The 23,756-nt window shown below is 63.7% G+C and carries 1 protein-coding gene (cut by a window edge); it reads right to left on the bottom strand.

Translation table 11 applies throughout. The features are described 5' to 3' along the window. Positions 1-23,756, bottom strand: the 5' portion of a protein-coding gene (locus ACQKKX_RS06390) for an Ig-like domain-containing protein (protein ID WP_427569655.1). It extends 4,477 nt beyond the left edge of the window; only the first 23,756 of its 28,233 coding nucleotides appear in the window; its start codon is at positions 23,754-23,756; the stop codon falls past the left edge of the window.

The following is a 23,756-nucleotide window of genomic DNA, read 5'->3' as shown; positions in this document are numbered from 1 at the left end:
CCGTGCCGCGGTGGCAGGGTGCCGGCGGCATATTGCACCAGCTGGCCTTCCGGATCGACGGCGACCGGAAGACGGCCGCTATAGGCTTGATCCTCTATGACGGCGATGGTCGCATCGCTGCCACGCGGCGGGTCGTTCTCGCCCTGTACGGTAATGGTCACGGTATATGTCGCTAGAGCGTCGCCATCCGTCACCGTATAGGTGAAACTGTCGGGGCCATCGTAATCCGCATTCGGCGTGTAGGTGAAGGTCCCGTCTGCCGCGACGGTGGCGACGCCATGCGCGGGGCCAGAACCGAGACCATAGCTGAAAGGCTGGCTTTCCGGATCGACGGCCAGCGGCAGCCGACCGGCATAGGTCTGGTCTTCCGTCGCCACGATCGTCAGATCAGCGGCACGCGGGGCGTCGTTGACCGGCAGGACCGTGACAGTGACGGTATAGGTTGTCGAAAGGGTCCCATCGCTGACCGTATAGGTAAACTGATCCTCGCCATTGTAATCGGCGTTCGGCCGATAGGTGTAGTTCCCCTGCGCATCGACGGTGGCCGTGCCGTGGGCGGCGACGCCGGCGAGCGCATAGGTGACGCTTGCGCCTTCTGGGTCGGTGGCAACAGGCAGACGGCCGCTGGACAGGCCGTCCTCGCTCACGGTTACGGCCAGATTGGCGCCACGCGGCGCATCGTTGACCGGCGTGACGGTAATGTCGATCCGGTAGATGCGTGTGTCGATGCCATCGGTGACGCTGTAGGTAAAGAAGGCCGCAGAGGTGGAATCGGCGGCCGGGACATAGCTGTAGCGTCCGTTGGCCAATACCGTGACCGTGCCGCTGGATGCCGGCGTGACGAGTGCATAGGTAAGAGCGTTACCATCCACGTCGGCGGCGATGGGTAGTATCCCGTTATAGGGCGTGTCCTCGATCACCACGATCGCGCCATCGGCTCCGGCCGGCGCATCATTGACCGGCGCCATATCGACTGTAATCGTATAGGTCGCCGTCGCCGTACCGTCGCTTACCGTGTAGGTAAACGTGTCCCGACCATAGAAATTGGCGGCCGGCGTGTAGATGAAGTCGCGCCCCGACACGATGCTGACAGTGCCGTTCGCCGGCCCCTGCGTGCCGAGAGCGTAGGTGACGGTCGCATTTTCCGGGTCGACCGCCAGCGGGAACTGGCCGAAGACAGGTTGGTCTTCCGTCCCCACCAACGACAGGTCACTGCCGCGCGGCGCGTCGTTGACCGGTGTGACGGTGATGAAGACCGAATAGGTTCGCGAAGAGACCCCATCGCTGACCGTGTAGGCGAAGCTGTCCTGCCCGTAAAAATCCTGGCGTGGAACATAGGTATAGGTGCCATCGATGCCGATGGTCACCGTTCCTCCAGCGGGTCCGCTCGCCAGACCGTAGGAGACGGGCGAGCCTTCCGGATCGATCGCGGCCGGCAGCCGGCCGTCATAGGGCGTGTCCTCGGCAGTCGTGATCGACGTATCGGAGCCGACCGGTGCATCGTTGACCGGCGTCACGGTGATCGTCACCGCATAGGTATTGCTCGCCTGCCCGTCGCTCACCGTATAGGTGAAGCTGTCGGCGCCGAAATAGTTCGCAGCCGGCGTGTAAAGGTAATCACCATTGGCGGCGACCGTAACCGTGCCATGCGCGGGACCGCTGCCAAGCGCGTAGGTGATGACAGGATTGTCGCCGTCGGGGTCGAGAGCCGAGGGCAAGGTTCCGGCTCGGGCGGTATCCTCGGCCGTGGTGATCGCCAGATTGCTGGCACGCGGCGCGTCGTTGACGCCAAGGACGTTGACGGTGACCGTATAGGTATTGCTCTCCTCGCCGTCACTGATCGTATAGGTAAAACTGTCCTGCCCGTAGAAATCGGCATCCGGAATGTAGGTGTAGGTGCCGCTCGGCGCGATCGTCACCTGTCCCCGCGCCGGTGCCAGCGCGCCGAGCGCATAGGTAACGGGAGAATTTTCCGCATCCGTGGCGCGGGGCAGCGTGCCGTTGGCCGTCATGTCTTCGGTGACGGAAATTGTCGTATCCGTGCCGACGGGTGCATCATTGATCGGGTCGATGACGATGGCGACCGTGCGGATGACACTCGTCTGGCCGTCGGAAACGCGGTAGGTGAACTGGTCTGCACCGGAGAAATTGCCAACCGGCGTATAGGTGAAGATGCCGTCCACGCCCATGCTGACCGTGCCGTGTGTCGGGCCGGTCGCTATCGAAAAGGTCAGCCTGTCGCCGGCATTGGGGTCGGTTGCCGCAACACGCGCATCAAGGACGGTATCCTCGTCGATCGTGAAACTGTAATCGCCGGCCTGCGGAGGCGCGTTGTCGAAACCGACATCGACGGTGACCGTGCGGGTGATGGTGACCGTGCCGTCGGTGACGGTATAGGTGAACGTGTCGCGTCCGAAGGCTTCCGGATTGGGCGTATAGGTATAGTTGCCGAGCGCATCGACAGTAGCGACGCCGAATGTCGCCTGCGAGCCAAGCGCAAAGAGGAGTGGATCGCTATCGATATCGATGGCTGTCAGCCGGCCACCGACCGGCTGGTTGCGCGGCGTCGTCACATCGAGATCGGCCGCCACCGGTGCGTCGTTGACAGGACGCACGGTCACGGTGACCGTATAGGTCGAACTCGCCTGGCCATCGCTGACGGTGTAGGTGAACGTATCGATCCCGTTGAAATCGGCGCGCGGAGAATAGGCATAGGCGCCGGTCGGGCTGACCGATACGGTGCCGTTGGCCGGCGGACTGCCGAGTTGATAGACGACCGTCGCGCCTTCTCGATCGGTCGCCGCCGGCAGGTTGCCGCTCAGCGTTCCGCCGTCCTCGTCCATGGCAAGCGCGGCATCGGCCGCCGTTGGGGCATCGTTGACCGGTGCGATGGCGACCACGACGGTGACGACGCGCGTACCGCCCTGTCCGTCAGCCACCTCAATGCGGAAACTGTCGTTGCCATTGTAATCGAGCGCCGGCGTATAAACATAACGGCCAGCGGCGTCGATCGTCACCGTTCCGTTACGCGGCGCCGTAACGACGGTGAAGGTCAGAGGGTCGTCATCGGCATCCGATGCAGCGATGGTGCCGGCCACCGGCGTATCCTCAGCGGTAACGATCGACTGGTCATCGGCGACCGGATCGTCGTTCACCGGTGCGACGAAGATCGTCGACACGGAAGTGGCAACCAGCACCTCGCCCGCGCCGCTATTTCCGCCATCGCTTGTGTTCATGGTCAGGCTGACGGCACCGCTGCTGTTGGCGACCGGCCGGAAGATCGGGGCGACGGCACTTGCCAGGTAAGCGTTGATATCGGCCAGTGTTCCCGTCAGCACGATAGCGCCCGTACCGCCGCCCGTGACCGATACGTTGCCACCCGAAAACGCTAGCAGACTGCCGTTGCTAACGCTCAGCGTCACGGTGATCGGACCGTTGCCGGCATCGACATCGGCTACCGACAGGCCCGACAGCACAAGGTCACTGTCCTCCAGCATCGCATAGCTGATGGGCAGCGTATTTACCGGCGCGTCATTGACGGCACGGACGATCCCGGTGACGGTGGCCTGGGCTGTGAGAGCCCCATCGGAGAGCGTGTAGGTAAAGGATGGCGCACCGGAATAATCGGGCGCCGCCGTGAAGGTGATCGTGCCGTTGGCGTTGAGCGACACGGTGCCGCCGGCGACCGCGACCGGACTGCCGATCGCAATCGACTGGCCGTCGATCTGCGTGACCACCAACGCGTCGCGGTCGATATCACTGTCATTGGCAAGCACGTCGATGACGACGGACCCGTCCTCAAGGATATCGAAACCGTCGTTTTGTCCGATGGGCGCATCGTTGACGGGGGTGACGATGACGGTCACCGTTGCTGCGCTCACGCCGCCATTGCCGTCGCTGATCTGGTAGACGAACGTGTCGGTGCCATTGAAGAACGGTACCGGCACATAGGCGAACGTGCCATCGGTGTTGAGCGTAAGCGCCCCATGGGCCGGCGCTGAAACGAGCGAAACGGTCAGTGGATCGCCATCGGGATCGCTGTCGGGACCGTTGCCGCTGCCGGTCAGCACATTGCCGCCGAGAATGCCGCCTTCTGCAACCGCGAAATTGTCGGCAACGGCGACCGGGGCTGGATTGACGATCGTCAGAACGAAGCTTTGCGAGGCCGTCGCCCCGCTGCCGTCGGTGGCGCTGACGATGACCGTGTAATCCTGTCGCCCGGCCGCACCGGAAGCCGACCGATCGATCGTGCCACGGATTTCACCGGTCGCCGGGTCGATCTCGAGACCGGGCGGTTGGCCGGCAATCGAGAAGGTGAGCGGATCCTCGTCCGGATCCGAGAACTGGCCCGCCACGTCATAGGACACCGCCTGGCCGTCGGTCCAGGTCTTATCGGGCAGGGGCGTGCCGACCGGTGCGTCATTGGTTCCAGTAACCGTGACGGTCAGAGTCGCGATCGAGGTCAGTCCGGACGGATCGGAGATCTGATAGGTGACGGCGGTCGCACGGATCTGGCCGGCCGGAAGGTCGTCGAAATCGCCGCCGGGATCGAACGTGTAGGAGCCATTGGCCTGGATGACGAACGTGCCGCCATTCGTGCCCGCCACCGGCACGCCAACCGAGGCGGTGCCGCCGACCGTCATTACGAGGATGGCATCGCCATCGGGATCGCTGTCGCTGCCGACGATGACATTGCCGGCGATGGCGATGTCCTGCGTCGTCGAAGCGGTATCGTTGACCGCAATCGGCGCATCGTTGACCGGATTGACGGTGATCCTGACGGTGGCGATATCGGTAAGACCGCCAGGATCGGTGACGATAACCTGGAAACTGTCGGTGCCGTTGAAATTGCCGGCCGGTGTATAGGTATAGCTGCCGTTCGCATTGACCGTAACGCTTCCGTGCGCAGGCGACGTGTAGGCGGCGTAAACCAGCGTTGCCGGTCCATTGTCGATATCGACGGCGGCGATCTGGCCGGTATAGGCGGTATCTTCGCTGGTCGATACCGAAACGTCCTGCAGAACGGGTGCGTCATTAACGGGCGTGACGGTAATCGTCATGGCGTAGATCACGGTATCGGTGCCATCACTGACGGCGTAGCTGAACCTGTCGGTACCGTTGAAGTCCGGATTGGGCGTGTAGGTATAGGTGCCGTCCTGACGGATGACCACCGCGCCATTGCCGGGAGGCGCCACCACCGCATAGTTCAGCGCATCGCCTTCCGCATCGAAGACCGGCGGCAGCGACGCGAAGAGCACGCCATCCTCTGCAACCGTGCCAGTGCCGCCAGAACCGATCGGCGCATCGTTGCGACCGTTGACGATGACGGTCAATGTCGCCGTCGAGACCCCGCCCTGCCCGTCCGAAAGCGTGTAGGTGACCGACGTGGCCCGGGTTTCGCCGATCCGCAGAGCGTCGAATGCCGTTCCGGGCACGAACTCGTAGTCGCCATTGGCATTTACGCGGAACGTACCGCCGGCCGAACCGGTGACAATCGCACCCACGCCTGCGGCTGTACCGTTGACGGCGGACACGACGAGCGCATCGCCATCCGGATCGATATCGGCGCCGGCACCGTTATCCGCAAGCACTGAGCCGGTGCGGGTTTCGTTCTCGCCGGCATTGACGATGTCGTCATGGGCAACCGGGGCCGGGTTGGCGAGTGCAATCAGGAAGCTTCGGGCAACGCTGTTTCCGGCCGGATCGCGCGCCGTGATCGTCACCGTATAGGGTGCAGCGATCGACGCATTGCTCAAAAGCCTGCCGGTGATCAGCCCTTCGGCGCTCATGGCGAGGCCGGCGGGCAGACCGGCCTGACTGAAGGTGAGCGTATCGCCGTCGGCGTCGGAGAAATAGCCGGCGACGTTCAAAGAGACGGCGTCCCCGTCACTATAGGCCTGGTTCGGAATGAGTGCGGCGATCGGCGCGTCCGGCTCGGCGACGATATCGACATTAACTGTGAAAGTAACCGTCGTGCGGCCGTCACTGACCGTATAGCTGAAACTGTCCGGACCGTTGACATTGGCGGCCGGCGTGTAGGTATACGCACCGTCCGGGCTGACCGTCACAGTGCCGCGGGCGGGTTGGGTGGCAACAGCAAATTCGAGCCGGTCGCCATCGGTATCGAAAGCGGACAGCGTGCCGGTCGCGATCTGGTCCTCGATGACGGTCAGGGCATTGGTGCCGCCGGTCGGCGCATCGTTCTCGCCGCTGACGGTGATGGTAAGTGTCGCGGTGCTTTCGGCGCCATCCGTATCGCGGGTCGTATAGGTGACGGACGTCGTGCGGGTTTCGCCGACTTGCAGGTCATCGAACGAGAGGTCCGGATCGAACGTGTAAGTACCATCGGGATTAAGGACGAACGAACCGCCATTGCTGCCGGCAACCGGCGTTCCGATACCGCCGGCTGCGCCAACGCGGACGATGGCAAAGGACTGGCCCTCGGGATCGCGATCATTGGCAAGCACGGAGGGACCGGTCAGGATGGCGTTTTCCGTGGTCGCGCCGACATCCGCCGTTGCAACAGGCGCGTCGTTGACCGGGATGACATTGATGCGCGTGACGGCGGCTGCCGATACCGCTCCGGCCGCATCCGTCACCGTAAAGGCGAGGGTCCGGATTCCGGGCGTCGGGTTGTCGCTGCGGTTCTCATACTGGATGGCGCGCAGGAGCGCACTCAGATCCGCGTCCGGCACGATGACATTGGGGCCGGCTGCGTTTTCGATATGCAGGCTCGTGCCGCTAAAGCTGAAGCGGAACGTCGTTCCGCCGAAGGCAAGCGTACCGGTCGACGAGGTTCCATAGGAGATGTCCACCACGCCGTTGAGATGGAAGATTTCGAGCGTGCCGCCGCCGGTAAAGCCGCCGAGCGCGATATCCATGGCGACGATGCTGCCTTCCACGTCGAAGACGGAGGCATCGGGGGCCGCCACCGCAACAGACGGTCCGCCCTCGGTATAATCGACTGCGCGATCGGTGCCGGCCGCACTGCCGTTCAAGTCGATGATGGCCGGGTCGTTGACCGCGGTAACGGCGATGGCGATGAGACCGTCGTCGAAGCCGCCATTACCGTCGCTCAGACGGTAAGAGATCGCGACACTGCCGTTGAAATTGGCTGCCGGCGTGAAGGTGAGATTGCCCAGCCCATCCATCGAGATGACGCCGTTGGCGACGGTAACGCTGCCGCCGGCGGCAATCGCCTTTCCGTCGATCGCGACCAGCGTCAGCGGATCGCCATCGGGATCGCTGTCCCTGCCGCCGGCATCGGTCACGGGGTTGAAGGTGATCGGCGTGTCCTCCGTCGTCGTGTAGCTGTCATCGACGGCAACCGGCGGGGGGTTGGTCACGGTAAAGCGGAAGCTGGTGGATGCCGACAGGCCGGGTCCGTCCGGGATTGGCTGCCCGTAGCGGTCGTAGGCGGTGATCGTGACGATATAGGGGCTTGCCGCCGATGCATTCGGCGCCAGTATGCCGCTGATGATGCCGGTCTCGGCATCGTAAGACAGACCAGGTGGCAGATTGGAGACCACATAGCCGAGGTCGTCGCCGTCGATATCGCTGAAATAGCTTGAGACATCCAGGCTGAAGGCTGAACCGTCAGCCTGTGTCTGGTTCGGCACTGGCGAAGCGGTGGGCGCGTCATTGACCGGATTGACGACGATGGTGACGCTCGCCGTGTCGCTGCCGCCATTGCCATCGCTGATCGTGTAGGTGAACGATTCGGTGCCGTTGAAATTCGGGGTTGGCGTGAACCGCAGAACCGCGTCGTCCCGATCGTTGAGAACCAGTTGGACGGAACCGTTGGTGGTGGCAACGGATGGACCACCGACCGTGAGGTTGACACCGTTCACGAATATGACAGTGCGCACGTCGCGGTCGAGATCGACATCATTGTCGAGAATGTCGATCTCGACCGGCGTATCCTCGTTGGTCGTAGCGGTATCGTCGACAGCGTCGGGCGCGACATTGTTGATGATGTAAACGAACTGTATCGTGCTGCTGAGGCCGGCCGGGTCGGTCGCTGTGACCGATACGACATAGCTGCGGCTGCCCATCGGGCCCGAAGCATCGCTGGCGATTCGGCCGGAAATGACCCCCGTCACGGCACTGTAGGTCAGGCCTGGCGGCAGGCCGGTCATTTCATAGGTAAGCGTATCGCCCTCGGGATCGGCGAAATGCGACGACGTGTCGAAGCTCACGAGCTCGTAGTCGTTACGCTGCATGTCGGCGATCGGCGAGGTGATCGGCGCATCATTGCTGGCGTTGACGCTGACCGTCACCAGGCCGGTGGACACGCCACCCTGCCCGTCCGTGACGCGGTAGACGATCGTATCCGTGCCACTGAAGTTTCGGTTCGGCTCGTAGCGCAGCGTGCCGTCGGAATTGATGGAAACGACGCCATTAGCGGCGATCGGCGGAAAACTCGGATCGAGCGAAAGGGTATCCCCGTCGGCATCGTCGTCGTTCAAAAGAACGTCGATACTCTCGATCGCCGTGTCTTCCGCCGTCGCGACGCTGTCATTGATCGCCGTCGGCGCCGGATTGGTGACAGTGAAGGAGAACGTGCGGGAAACGGCGAGCCCGCCAGCCAGACGGTCGGCGGCCGTTACCGTGACAGTGTAGGTCCGCGTGCCCGAGGGCCCGGCCGCGTCGTTGTCGATCTCTCCGGTAATGGTGCCGTCGGCGTTCATCGCCAGCCCCGGCGGCAGGCCGATGGCGGAAAATTGGAGCGTGTCGCCAAGATCGGGATCCGCGAAGAAGGCACCGTAGGCCAGTTGCGTGCCGGACACGGACTGGCCTTCCGCCATAGTGACGGGCGGCAGCGTTACCAGCAGCTCCGGCGCCGTGTTGACACCGGTCACGGTGACGGCGATCGTTGCCGTGCTCGAAGCGCCATCCACATCGGTAATGGTGTAGTGAACCACGGTCGTGCGGGTCTGCCCAGCGCCAAGATCCTCAAAGTCGGTATCGGCGTTGAACGAATAGGTGCCATCGGCATTGACGATGAACCTGCCACCCTGCGATCCGGCAACGGCCACGCCGATATTGCCGAACGAGCCGTTGACCGCGCTCAATCCGAAAACATCGTCGTCGGAATCGTTGTCCAGCCAGGTACCGGAACCCGACCCGCCTTCCGTGACGCCCAGTGCATCGTTGATCGCGTAGGGCGGCTGGTTGAGAACGGTCCAGACGATGGTCTGCGTAGCGGCGCCACCCGCACCGTCGCGCGCCGTAACGGTTACCTCATAGCGGCCGTTCGGAACGTTGGTGGAGGCGCTGCTGTCCAGCGTGCCGAAAATGCGTCCGTCGGTTGAGAATGTCAGGCCTGTCGGCAGACCCGTGACCTCGAAGGTCAGGACGGTTGAATCGATGTCGCTGAAATAGGAGGCGATGTTGAAATCGACGGGCTGGGTGTCGCCGTCCGTGCGCGTGGGAATGGGTGCGGCGACCGGAGCGTCGTTAACGGCGGTGACGGTGACGCGCACGGTTGCGGTTGACAGGCCGCCATTGCCGTCGGAGATGGTGTAAACGATGGTATCGACACCGTTGAAGTTCGCGTTCGGTGCATAGGTGACCGTGACGCCATCGGCAGCGACGGAGACCGCCCCACGTCCCGCCGATACGGCCGTGACCGTCAGCGGATCACCGTCCGGATCGAGATCGATGCCGGCAACGGCATTCAGATCGGTCAGGCCCTCACCGGTGATCGGGTTGAAGCTCACGATCCCGTCTTCCGCCACGGTCACCGCGTCATTGACCGCGGTTGGTCCCGGATTGGTAACCCGCAGGGTAAAAGCCTGGGCAATGCTGTTGCCTGTCCCGTTTGGTCCGTCATAAGCAGTAATGGTGATGACATAGACGCCGCCGTTGATCTGGCTCGCATTTCTGTCGATCGTGCCAAGGATGGTCCCAGTGGCGGCATCGATGGTCAGACCGGCAGGCAATCCGGCGGCCGCGAAATTGAGATCGTCCCCATCCGGGTCGGCAAAGAAATCGCCCGTATCCAGCGCAAGCGCCTGCCCATCGGCCCGCACGATGGAAGGAAGCGGCCGGGTGACGACCGGAGCATCGCCTACGGCTGTGATGTTTATGGTGACCGTGGCGGTGGCCACGCCGCCATTGTCGTCAACGACGGAATAGGTGAAGGTTTCCGTGCCGTTGTAATTGGCATTGGGGGTAAAGCGCAGATAGCGTGTGCCGTCCGGCTGCTGCAGAAGCACCACCGAGCCGTTTGCCGTCGCAAGCGGCGTGTTCAGGGTCAATTCGCGATTGTCGACCCGGACGATCGACAGCGGGTCGCGGTCGGGATCGCGATCGTTGGCCAGCACGAAAATATCGACCGGGGTGTCTTCCGCGGTCGTGACGACGTCGTCGACCGCTACGGGCGGCAGGTTGAGCACCGTATAGCGGAAGCTGACTGGGGTGGCGCCGCCGCGGCCATCACTGGCGGTGACCGTCACAGTGTAGACCGCCTCGCCGGTCGGGCCGGATGCGGCCTTGTCTATGGTGCCGCTGATGACCGAACCGTTGAAGGTAAGCCCCGGCGGCAGGCCGGCGACGGAATAGGTGAGCGTGTCACCATCGGGATCGGTGAAAAAGCCACGCACGTCGAGCGTGTCGGTATCGCCGTCATTGCGGATGCGGTCTGCGATAACGCCCCCGACCGGGGCGTCGTTGACAGGCGTGACCGTGACCGCGACGGTCGCCGTGGCCAAGCCGCCATTGCCGTCCGAGACCGTGTAGACAATCGTATCGGCGCCATTGAAATTTGTGTTTGGCCGATAGGTGATCTGACCGTTCGCACCGATCGTGACCGTGCCGTTGCTGGCGGTCGCGCTAATGACGATGAGCGGATCGCCGTCGGGATCGCTGTCATTGGCGAGAACATTGATCGTAGCAACCGTGTCTTCGGGCGTCGTCAGGCTGTCGCTGACGGCGACCGGGGCCGGGTTGGTGACGGTGTAGGTGAAACTGCGGCTTACCGCGGCGCTGCCGTCGCTGGCAGTCACGGTGACCGCATAGACGCCATCGCCGGTCGGTCCGCCGATGCTTGCCTGCCGGTCAATCGTGCCGGTGATGACGCCGGCGGGCGTGATCGTCAAACCGGCCGGTAGGCCGGTCTGGCTGTAGCTCAAACCGTCGCCATCGGGATCGCTGAAGAAGCCGGAGATATCGATGGTGATGCCGGCGCTGTCGGATGCGGCGCGGTCGGGCAGGGTGCCAGCGGCCGGAGCGTCGTTCACCGGCGCGACATCGACATTGACAGTATATTCGCCGAAGCCCCCCTTGCCGTCGGAGACGATGAAGCTGAACGCATCGCGACCGTTGAAATTGGCCCGCGGCGTGTAGGTATAGGACCCGTCGGCATTGATGAGAACCGCGCCGTTTGCAGGCGCCGTGGCGCCCGCGGCATAGATGACCGTATCGCCGATATCGACATCGGTTGCCGGCGGGAGCCTGCCTGAAAGGACGGTATCCTCGTTGACACCCACCGTGACATCCGAGGAAACCGGCGCGTCGTTGACCGGCGTGACGGTACCGCTGATCGTTCCCGTCGCAGTCAGCAATCCGTCGGAAACGGTATAGGTGAAGGTGACCGGGCCATTGTAATTGGCGCCGGGCGCAAAGCTCAGCCGGCCATCGGCATCGAGCGTCACGCGGCCACCGACTATATCGACCGAACCGTTGATGGCGATCGCCGTGCCGTTGATCGCGGTGATCGTCAGGGTATCGCCGTCGACATCGGTATCGTTGCCGCGCGGATCAATGGTGATTGCCGTATCTTCGGGCGTCGTGAACGCGTCATCAATCACGATCGGTGCGTCATTGACCGGCGTGACCGTACCGGACACGGTGGCGGTCGCCGTGCCGCCATTGCCGTCGGAAACAGTATAGGTGAACGAAACCGCCCCGTTGTAATTCGCGGTCGGCGTGAAGGTCAGCGAGCGGTCCGCATTCAGCCGGACGCTGCCATTGGCAACAGTTACTGACGAGCCCGCCGAGATTGCGATGCCATTGACCTGAGTGACGACAAGTGTATCGCCGTCGATATCGGTGTCATTGGCGACAACCGCGATGGTGGCGGCATTGTCCTCGGTCGTAATGAACGTATCGGCTGCCGCTGTCGGCGTATCATTGACCGGCGTTACCGTGCCGGTAACGGTCGCGGTTGCGGTATTTCCCTGACCGTCGGAGACCGTATAGGTGAAAGACGGGTTGCCAAAATAATTGGCGTTGGGGGAGAAGGTCAGCGTGCCATTGGCGTTGAGCGTGACCCGGCCGCCGGCGACCGTCACGCTATTGCCCGGGGTGATGGGCAGGCCGTCGATCTGAACCACCGTGAGTGGATCGTTATCCGGATCGCTGTCATTGCCGCGCACGTCGAAGGTGACCGCGCTGTCTTCCGTCGTCGTAAATGTATCGGCGACCGCGACCGGCGGATCCTGAACCGGCGTGACCGTGCCGTTGACCGTTGCCGTGGCGTTGTTCCCGTTGCCGTCGGAGAGTGTATAGGTGAAGGACGGGCTGCCGTTGTAATTGGCGGTTGGGGTATAGGTAAGCGTGCCATCGGCATTGAGCGTCACGCGGCCACCGTCGATGGTGACGCTGCCGCCGATCGCGATGGCGCTGCCGTTAATCTGCGTGATGGTCAGCAGATCGCCATCCGGGTCGCTGTCGTTGAGGCGCACATCGAAGGTGACGGCAACGTCCTCGACGGTGGTGAATGTGTCGTTGGCTGCGACAGGCGGGTCCTGGACCGGCAAGATCGTGCCTGCCACCGTGCCGGATGCGAGCCCGCCCTGACCATCCGACAGCGTGTATGTGAAGTTGACCGGACCATTGGCGTTGGCGTTGGGCGTGAAGGTCAGCGTGCCATTGGCATTGAGCGTGATGGTGCCGTTGGCAAGGGCGACACTGTTGCCGCTCGTAATGGCCACGCCGTTGATTTGAGTGACGGAAAGCGCACCGCCATCGACGTCGCTGTCATTGGCCCGGACATCGAAGGTAACCGGTTGATCCTCGTTGGTGGTGAACGCATCGGCGACCGCGACCGGCGCATCGTTGGTGCCGGTGACCGTCACACTCAGCGTAGCCGTTGCGATGCCGCCCTGGCCGTCGGAAATCGCATAGCTGACGGAGGTGACACGGCTCTGGCCGGCAGCCAGATTGTCGAAGGCCGTGCCTGGACTGAAGACGTAGGTGCCATTGGCGCTCAGCGTGAACGTGCCGCCGTTCGAACCGGAGACGGGACTGCCGATGCCCGCCGCCGAGCCGCCGACCGCAGAGACGACGATCGGATCGCCATCCGGGTCGCCGTCGGCGCCTGCGCCGCTTCCGTCGCCGGTGATGACATTGCCGGTGACAGAAGCATTTTCCGTCGTCGTGGCGGCATCGTTTACGGCAACCGGAGCCGGGTTGGCGACCGTCCACACGAAGGTGCGGCTGGTCTGGGCACCGGTGCCATCGGTGGCGGTTATTGTGACCGAATAGGGACTGCCGACGCTGGCGCTGCGGTCGATGGTGCCGGAAATGACCCCGGCCGTGCTGATGGTGAGGCCGGGCGGAAGCCCCGTCTGGCTGAACGTGAGGCTGTCGCCGCTATCGGGATCGGAGAAATTACCGGCGACCGGCAGGGTGACGAACTGCGCATCGATACCCGACTGGTTGGCGATCGGCGTGGAGACCGGCGCATCGTTGACACCTGTCACCGTCACCGTGAAGGTGGCGAAGGATGCGCCGCCATGGCTATCCGAGACCTGGTAGCTGACCGATGACGTGCGGACCTGGCCGGCCGCGAGATCGGTGAAAGCCCCACCTGCATCGAAGACAGCCTGCCCGTTCGCGCCGATGGTGAACGTGCCGCCGCCGCTGCCGGCAACCGCCATGCCGACGCCGCCGGCCGAGCCGTTGACCTGAGATACAGTCAAGGGGTCGCCATCGACATCGGTATCGTTGGCCAGAACGTTGATCGAAGCCGCGCCCGTGGCGAGAATGCCAGCCGCATCATTAGCGGCGACGGGCGCGTCGTTGACAGGAACGATGCCGACGGTAACGGCATATTCAACAGCGACCTTTCCGTCGCTGACGCGGTAGGTAAAGGTATCGGACCCGTTATAATTGGCGGCGGGGGTATAGATGAAGGTACCATTGGCATTGACGACGACCGTGCCGTGAGACGGCGCCGTCGTGCCCAAGGCATAGGTCAGCTCATCGCCATCGACATCGGTCGCAACCGGCAAGGTGCCGTTGAGCACGCTGTCTTCGTTGGTCGAATAGCTGGCGGGCGCGCCGACCGGCGCGTCGTTGACCGAATTGACGGTGATGATGGCTGTATCGGTATCGACAAGCGCGCCTCCGGCTCCGGCATTGCCGCCATCGTTGCTGATCATCGTCAGGATGACGCTGCCGTTGGCATTGGCTGTCGGGGAGAAAAGGGGACGGTTGGCCGAAGCGAGATAGGCATTGATGTCGGCGATCGTGCCCGTCAGCGTCAGGGCAGCCGTGCCGGATCCGGTCACGGTGACGCCGCCGGCCGTGGCCGCCGAGAGGAGGCCGGAATTGACGCTGAGCACGACGGTGATCGTGCCATTGCCGACATCGACATCGGTGAGCGAAATCCCGCTTAGCGCCAGGGATACATCCTCATCGGTGACGAATGTACCCGGCAGAGTGTTGACCGGCGCATCGTTGACGGGTGTGACGTCGAAGGTAATGGTGTTGGGGGTCGGATCGGTATCAATGCCGCCATTTGTAGTGCCGCCATTATCGCGGACCTGGAAGGTGAATGCGGCCAGCGCGGTGCCGTTAGCATTGGCGGCCGGCGCGAAGACGAGATTGCCCAGGCTACCGGCCGGAATGACCTGACCGACCGCCACGGCGACGCCGCCCAATCGCAGCGTGCCGTTGCCGGGCAGCGTCGTGACGACGATTGCCGACAGCGCGTTGGCAGGACTGTCATTCGGGTCGGAAAAGCCGAAATCGGCCGCCGTGAACGTATAGCTCGCGTCCTCGGCAATCGTCACCGTCCTGTCGGTGCCGGAAGGCGCATCGTTGATCGCGGTAATGGTGATGGTGGCCGTAACGATATCCGTCAGGGCCGGACCGCCGGTATTGCCATTGTCGTTGGCGGTCATCGTGAGCGTGACGCTGGCGACCGAATTGGCGACCGGAGTGAAGATCGGGCGGTTCGCGCTGGCAAGATAGGCGTTGATCGCCGACAGCGTGCCGCTCAGCGCAATCGTGCCGGTGGCGCTGCCATCAACGGTGACGCCGTCGCTCGAAAAGCCCGTAAGGATGCCGGAGCCGACGGACAGGGTCACCGTGACGGTTCCCGTTCCGGCGTCGGGATCGGCGACTGACAGGCCAGAGAGTGAAAGCGAGCCGTCTTCCAGCATGGTGAATGTCGGCGGCAGCGTGTTGACCGGCGGCCGGTTGAGCGCTGCGACGGCCACCGTGACAGTCGCTGTTTCCGTCGCGCCGCCCGAGGTCACCGTGTAGGTAAAGCTGGTGACGCCGGCATAGGCGGTGGCCGGCGTGAAGATCAGCTGGCCGCCGGCCGTCAGCTGGACCTGGCCGTTTGCGACCGCAACCGGCGCGCCGCCTGCGTTGATCGCCAGCCCATTGACGGCGGTGATGCTGCGGCCTGGATTTTCAAAACTGTCATTGCCGAGGACGGAAATGGCCACCGCGGTGTCTTCGGCGGTCGAGGCCGTGTCATCCACGATATCGGCGACGCTTGCCACGGAAATGGGGATGCTGGACACGGTTGGCGATGCCACCTTACCGTCGCTGGTCGCGATCGTCACGCGGCCGCCGCTACCATAATAATCGGCGGTCGACGCATAGCTTGCTCCGGCCAGTGCGGCGTTGATCGCCGCCTTGGTGCCGGAAAAGGTCATGGTCCCGTTGGCGGTGCCGGTGCCGCTTGTGAAGGTCAGGCCGGCGGTGCCGGACAGGGTGAAGGTGCCGTTGGCGGCGGTGATCGTGACCGTCAGGTTGGCATCGTCGACATCGCTGACAACGATCGCGTTGTCGCCTCCGGGCGAAAAGACCAGTGTCCCGTCCTCCGCCATGGTCTGGGTGCCCGGGACGGTGTTGACTGGCGCGTCGTTGACCGGCGCGACGTTGATGGTGACCGTCGCCGTCTCGGCAACCCCGCCGGAGGTGACGGTATAGGTGAAAGTCGTCTGGCCGTTGAAATTCGCAGCGGGCGTGTAGGTGATCGTTCCGTCAGCGAAGAAGGTGACGGTGCCCTGCCCTGCCGGCGGCTGCGTCACACCCGTCATCACCGGCGCACCTTCGAAATTGTCGGCCGAGCCCCCGCCCGCGCCGGTGATGACGTTGAAGGTGATCGGCTGGTCTTCCGGGGTCGTCAGCGTATCGGCAACGATATCGGCCACCGGCGACACCGTCACGGAGACCGTGTCGGTGTCGCTGAGCGTGCCGTCTGAAGTGACGACGGTAATGGTGTCGGCGCCGTTGTAATCGGCCCCCGGATTGTAGCGCAGGCTTGCGAGCACGGCATTGACGGCGCTAGCGCTGCCGCTGATCGTCACCGTGCCCGTATTGTTATTGGCGATCGTCGCGCTGCCCGTGGCCGTCACGGAAATCGAGCCGTGGGCGACGCTGACCGTAGTGGTAAGCGCATCGCCGTCGAGATCGGCCACGGATATGCCGCCGACGGCAAGCGGCGTGTCTTCGGCGGTGGTCTGGGCGCTGGGGACGGTGTTGACCGGGGCATCGTTGACGGGCGTAACGGTCACGGACACCGTGCCCGTTTCCGTGACGCCGCCGGAGGTGACCGCATAGGTGAAGCTGATCGGACCGTTGTAATCGGCGGCAGGCGTGAAGGTCAACGTGCCATTGGCGTTGAGACGAACCATGCCATTGGTGACTGCAACCGCGCCATTGACAGCAACCGGCGTGCCGTTGATTGCGGTGATCGTGCGTCCGGAATTGCTGAACGTGTCATTGGCCGTCACGTCGATCGTGACCGCCGCGTCTTCCGCCGAGGTCGCAGTGTCCGCAACGATATCGGTGACCGCATTGACCGTGATCGTCGTGGTATCCACATCCGTCAGGGCGCCGTCGCTGCTGGTCATGGATAACGTGACCGCGCCGTTGTAATCGGCCACCGGAACGTATTGCGGCGCTGCCGCGGACCCCAGGAAAGCGTTGATATTGGCGAGCGTGCCGTTGAGGGTCAGCGCTCCTGTCCCGGAGCCGGAAACGGTTACGCCATTGCCACCCGTTGCCGTGATCCGACCGGCATTGACCGCGAACGTCACGGTCATGGGGCCGGTGCCGATATCCGCGTCGGCGAGTGCGATGCCGGACAGCGTCAGTAGCCCGTCCTCGTCGACGCTAAAGCCTGCCGGCAAGGCGTTGACCGGCGCATCGTTGACCGGCGTCACGGAGACGGTGGTCAACGCGGTGTTGGAAGTCAGCGCGCCGTCGCTGACGGTGATTGCAATGCTGCGCGGCGTCGATCCCGGATCGCTGGAAGTGGAGCGGTAAAGAACCTGCTGCAGCGCCGCCTGATAGTCCGCCTTGCTGGCGGCGCCGCTGAGCGTCAGGCGGAAATTCGCAGGATCGTAGCTGGCGGTCATTGCGCCAGGCAGCGCGCCGGAAACGATCAGGACATCGCCGGCTACCCCATTGGTGATGGTGATCACGGCACCGGCCATGTCCGCACTGTCGATATCCAGGATCGACACATCGGTATCGACCACGGCGATGCCCGCGCCTTTTTCGGTGTAAGCCGTCGCATAACCGGTGCCGGTACCCGATGCATCGAGATCGAGAACCGGCGCGTCATTGACCGGCGTCACCGTGATGATGCTGGTATCGACATCGGTGAGCGTACCGCCGGAACCGGTATTGCCGCCGTCGCTGGTCGTCATGGTGAGCGTGACCGCGCCGTTGAAATCGGCCGCGGGCGTGAAGACCGGGCGCGATGCACCGGCGAGAAAGGCATTGAGGTTGGCGAGCGCCCCCGTCAGCGTCAGCGTCGCCGTAGCCGACCCGACAACCGTCACGCCGCCGCCGGCGGCTGCCGAGAGCGCGCCGGATCCGACATTGAGGACGATCGTCACCGTGCCGCTGGCGGCATCGACATCCGCGACGGAAAGGCCCGCCAGCGCGAGAGGCGTATCTTCCGTGACCGAAAAGGCGGGGGGTAGCGCGTTGACGGGCGCATCGTTGACCGCGGCGATGGTGATGGTGCGGGTATCGGTATCGACCAACGGCCCGCCGGTGCCGGTATTGCCACCATCGCTGGTGGTCATGGTCAGCACGACCGCGCCGTTGACATTGGCGGCCGGCGTGTAAAGCGGCACGGCGCCGGAGGCCAGATAGGCGTTGAGATCGGCAAGCGTGCCTGTCAGCACCAGCGTGCCCGTGCCAGATCCGGAAACAGCGACATTGCCGACCGCATTCGCGGTGATCGTGCCGGAAGGGACCGACAGCGTGATCGTCATGGTGCCAGCGCCGGCATCGATATCCGTGATCGCGAGGCCGCTCAGCGCCACCGCAACGTCTTCGTTGGTATTCCATCCAGCGCCCGGCAGCGTATTCACCGGGGCATCGTTGACCGGCGCGACATTGACGATGACCGTGGCGGTTTCGAAGACGCCGCCCGAATTGACGGTGTAGCTGAAACTCGTCTGGCCATTGAAATTCGCCGTTGGCGAGTAGGTGATCGTGCCGTCGGCGTTGAAGGCGACAGTCCCCTGCCCGACCGGCGGCTGCGTCACCGCGCTGACGAAACGACCCGGATTCGAGAAGGTGTCGGCGGTCGCACCGGCGGTGCCGGTGAGCACGTTGAAGGAGATCGGCGTATCTTCGGTGGCGGCGATCGTGTCACTTGTGGCATCAGCGACCGCGGCCACGGTGATCGCCACGGTATCGCTGTCCGACAATGCACCATCCGAGGTGAGGATCGTCAGCGTATCGGTGCCGTTGAAATCGGCGTTGCCGCGGTAGCGCAGCGAGGCTAGCACGGCATTAACCTGAGACAGCGTGCCGGAGACCGTAACGGTCGTAGTGCCGACACCTGTGATCGTTGCCGGCGCCGTGACGCTCGGTGACAGGATGCCGTTGGCAACCGTCAGCGTAACGGTGACGTTTCCGCTATCGACATCCGTGACCGAAATGCCGGCAATCGGCGTCATCGTGTCCTCGACGACAGACTGCGCGCCGGGCACGGTATTCACGGGAGCGTCATTGACGGCGATAACGTTGACGGAGGCAAGCGCCGTATTGGAATTCAATGCGCCATCGCTGGTGACGACGCTGATCGAGCGGGTGACCGTTAAGGGATTTTCCGAGGTCGACGCGTAGCGGATCTGCCGCAAGGCCGTCTGATAGGCGTCCTTCGTGGCAGAGCCGGACAGGGTAAGGGTCCAGGTCGCAGGATCGTAACTCTGGATGACAATTCCGCTCGGAAGCGTGCCGGCAACGGACAGCACATCGCCTGCCTGGCCATTGACGATGCGCACGGTCAACGACGTCATGTTGGCATTGTCGACATCCGTGATTACCGCATCGGCGGCGGCGATCGCGATACCGCTGCCGTTTTCGGTGTAGCTTGTCGCATAACCCGTGCCGCTGCCGGCGAAGCTGAGATCCAGGGTCGGCGCATCATTAACCGCATTGATGGTGATCGTCGCTGTATCGGTATCAGAAAGCGCGCCGCCGCCGGTATTGCCCGCGTCATCGGTCACCATGGTCAGGACGACGCTGCCACTGGCATCGGCAACCGGCACATAGACCGGCGCGGAGGCGCTGGCTAGGTAGGCGTTGATGTTGGCGAGCGTACCCGTCAGCAGCAGCGTACCGGTACCCGAACCGCTGACGGCGACATTGCCGCCGGCCGTGGCCGTGATCCGACCCGCTGGCACGGACAGGCGTACCGTGATCGTGCCGGATGCCGCATCGAGATCGGCAACGGAGAGACCGGTCAGCGCGACGCTGACATCCTCATTGGTGGTCCATCCCGCGGGTATCGTGTTGACCGGCGCATCGTTGACGGCAGTGACCGCTATCGTGGCAACCGCCGTGTTGGACGAAAGTGCGCCGTCGCTGACGGTCACGTTGATGCTGCGGCTGGCTGCCGTACCGCCGCTCGTCGGGTTGTCGGAGGTGCTGGAATATCGGACCTGCGCCAGATAGTTCTGATAGTTGGCCTTGGTATCCACCCCGTTGAGCGTCAGCGTGTAGGTGGCGGCGTTGTAGCTGACCGCGATTGTCCCCGGCAATGACGAGGCCATCGCCAACACGTCGCCCGCCTGACCGTTGGTGATGACCACGGTGGCCGAGGCGACCGTTGTATTGTCGATGTCGATAACGCTGGTATTGCCGGCAGAGACAATGGCGATGCCCGCGCCGTTTTCCGTATAGGCCGTGCTGAAGCCCGATCCGGCCGCGGCGGTGTCGAGATCCAGAACCGGAGCGTCATTGACCGGATTGACGGTGATGGTGCGGGTATCGGTGTCGCTCCTGGGGCCGCCGATGCCGGAATTGCCGCCGTCATTGCTGACCATGGTCAGCGTGACCGCACCACTGGCATCCGCGAGCGGAACATATACCGGTGCGGAGGCGCCGGCCAGATAGGCGTTGATGGCGGCCAGCGTACCGGTCAGGGTGATGCTGGCGCTTCCCGAACCCGACACACCGACGCCGCCTGCAGCCGTTGCCGTGATCGTACCGCTCGCCACCGAAAGCGTGACCGTCATGACGCCGCTGCCGGCGTCGGGATCAGCGGCCGAAAGGCCGGTCAGCGCGATGCTGGTATCTTCACTGGTCGTCCACCCTCCGGCCGGCAGCGTGTTGACCGGATCGTCGTTGACGGCGACGACACTGATGGACGAAGTCGCCACCGGCGAGGAAAAGACGCCGTCATTGACGGTAACGTTGATGATACGCGTCGTGGTGCCCGGGTTGTCGCCGGAATTGGCGAAGGTGATGTTACGGATCGCCGTAGCATAGGCCGCCTTGCTGGCCGTGCCGGTAAGATTGATGGTGATCTGGCCCGGCACCGACGTGTCGATACTACCGCTAATGCCGGCGGGCAGCGTGCCGAGCGCCAGCAGATCACCGGCCTGCGCATTGGTGAGCACGATCGCCGCCGCCCGCATCGTGGCGCTGTCGAGATCACGCACGCTTGCCGCGGCCGCCGCAATGTTCACGGCCGCGCCGTTTTCGGTATAGGTGGCCGAGTAGCCGACGCCGGAGACGGCATCGACATTGGTCAGGACGCTGACATTGTCGATGAAAATATCGTCGGTGCTGGGTGCAAGACCGAGAAGACCGCCGACAGCGGAATAGCTGAAGACCAGGGATCCCGACGCGGCCACCGTCGAGGGAAGGTTGATGGTGATCGGCGTGCGGGTCCAGGCTGTCGTATTGACGGACGAGGCGGCGACCGTCGCCGGCGAGCCGCTTGCGCCGTTGAGATAGGTGATGGTCGCCGTATTCGGATTACCACCCACGACGCCCGTGGAAATGCGGGCATAGACGACGTTGCCAATGGAAATGTCGAGCGTGGCGGGCGTGCCGTTATCGGTCGTGATGCCGAGCGCGCCGGCATTGTTGCTCCAGCCGAACTCGAAGGTGAGCTGAGCCGCGCCCGATGGGGCCAAACCGTCGTTCCAGCCAGAAATGCCGGTTTGCGTAACGGTGCCGGTCGCGCCCGTATCGACCCAGGCGTAACCGCCCGAGATCGCGCCGCCGCTTCCGGTCACGGTCCAGCCGGTTCCGCCAGGTGCCCCGCCATTGGTGATGAGCTGCGAGGTCGTCGTGCCCGAATTCAGATCAACGATCGGCCCGACGCCGTTATAGCCGAAATCGGCCGTCACCACGCTCGTACCGATCGCACCGACACCGACCGCCTGGCTGGTCGCAACGGTTGCCGGCGCGTTGCCAAGAACGCCGTTGGCGTCGGTGACGCGCACGACATACTGGCCGGGCAGAACGCCCGTGAAGAGATAAGCGCCGTTGATATTGGTCGTGTCGGTCGCCAGAACGCGCTCGCCGGCATCGGCCACGCCATTGTTGTTGAGATCGTCGACGAGCTGGACGGTGACGCCGGATATGCCGCCGTCGATACCGGCATCGAAGGTTCCGTTGCCGTTATTGTCGTCAAAGACGGTATCGCCGATCGCCGATGTCGGCGGCGTCCATGCGGCCGCATCGGCGACGAGGCCAAGCGCCGTCGTGCCGTTGGTGGTAATTGCGATCGCCGAGCCGACTGCAGCGCCGGTGACCGGGTCGAAGCGTTGCAGGACCGGCGCGTTGCCGGTCGTCAACGAACCGATCACATAGGCATTGCCGGCTGCATCGTTGCCGCCCTGCGCCGCACCGGGATTGGCGGTCGTTGCGCCGATGGCGGTGCCGGTCGCCAGACTGTAGCGGGTGATGCCGCCTGCGGTGATGCTGAGCAGGTTGCCATTCGCGGGATCGACGGCAAAATCGCCCCAGTCGGTGCCGCTCAGCGTCGATCCGAACGGGGTGGCCCCGGCGATGACGCGGCCATTGCCCGAGAAGGTCAATCTCCAGATCTGCGAATTGCTGTTGGCGTCTCCGGATTCGACGCCGATAAAGAGCGACCCGTTGTAGAAGGCAGCAGCGCCGCTGCCGACACCGCGACTGCCGACCGTGATACTCAGATTGGCGCCGTTGTCGGTCAGGTCGGAATCGATGACGAGATGGCTGTTGCTGATGAAGTCGTAGGCGAACAGTGCCCTGTTGGCGTTGTTTGTCGCTGAGTCCATGTAGTAGATGAGGCCATTGGCCTGATCCACAGCCAGCGAGTTGATGATGCCCGACATGGTGATGCCGCCGACCGTCGCCGGTACGACGGTGACGGCCGTTGCCTTGCCCGTTTGAAGATCCACGCTGTAGATCGTCCGCTCTGAGGAGACCAGAACGGCGCCGTTGCCAATCGAAGCAGAGACATTGAGCAGTTCGGCATAATGGTCCTGCGCGTCCACCGACACGACGGACCGGGTTGTGACCTCGCCATAGCGATATTCAAGCGTCCAGTCGCCGCCCTTGACCGCAGCTCCCGTCGGATCGGTCGACGCCGCGATATCAGCCCCGGTCTGGTAGGCCATCATGCGCGCGGCGCTATCTCCAAGTTCCCCTTGTGCAAAATCGCAGCCATAGATCAGAATATCGGCATCCGGCGCCAACACCGAGCGCAGGCTCTGAAGTGCCTCGGCATAGTCCTCCGCCATCGACTCGACGGTCAGCGTCGCAGTGCCAAGGTAAAGGCGCCCCTCATCGCCATGGGAAATGATATGGACGGACTGGACGTCGGTCATGCCGCGCAGAGCCTGCGCCAATCGTTCGACACCGTCGCGGCCGTCTTCGAGAACGATCAGATCGAAATCACCGGGGATGCCTTCCAGTAGCGAGCCGTAATCCGGAACCGAACTGTCAACCACGACGACCTGGCGACCCGCTGCAGTCGTGGGTTGCGCGTCTATCGGCGCGGCGTCGCTCGCGGCGGCGAGCGCGCGCGTAAGCGCATCGCTCCGATCGATGTCCGGGGCAGGCCTCTCCTCGCCTGCCAGGGTCGCGGACTGTTCCTTTTCCTGGGAATGGTCGACGGTCGCGGCCAGCGCCGCATCGAAGGCGATACGCTGTTCAAGCTCCATCAGCATGGAGCCGAAGCGATCCTTGCTCCTGGCCTGACCGTCCTTCGCCCTTTTGCGGGAATGCGGTTTTTCCGGACGCGTGAAATGCTCGTTCAT

It is taken from the genome of Neorhizobium sp. NPDC001467 (assembly GCF_050275975.1).
Classification (GTDB): Bacteria; Pseudomonadota; Alphaproteobacteria; order Rhizobiales; family Rhizobiaceae; genus Neorhizobium.
Note: the sequence above shows the minus strand (reverse complement) of the source record. Positions and strands in the feature narration are given on the sequence as shown.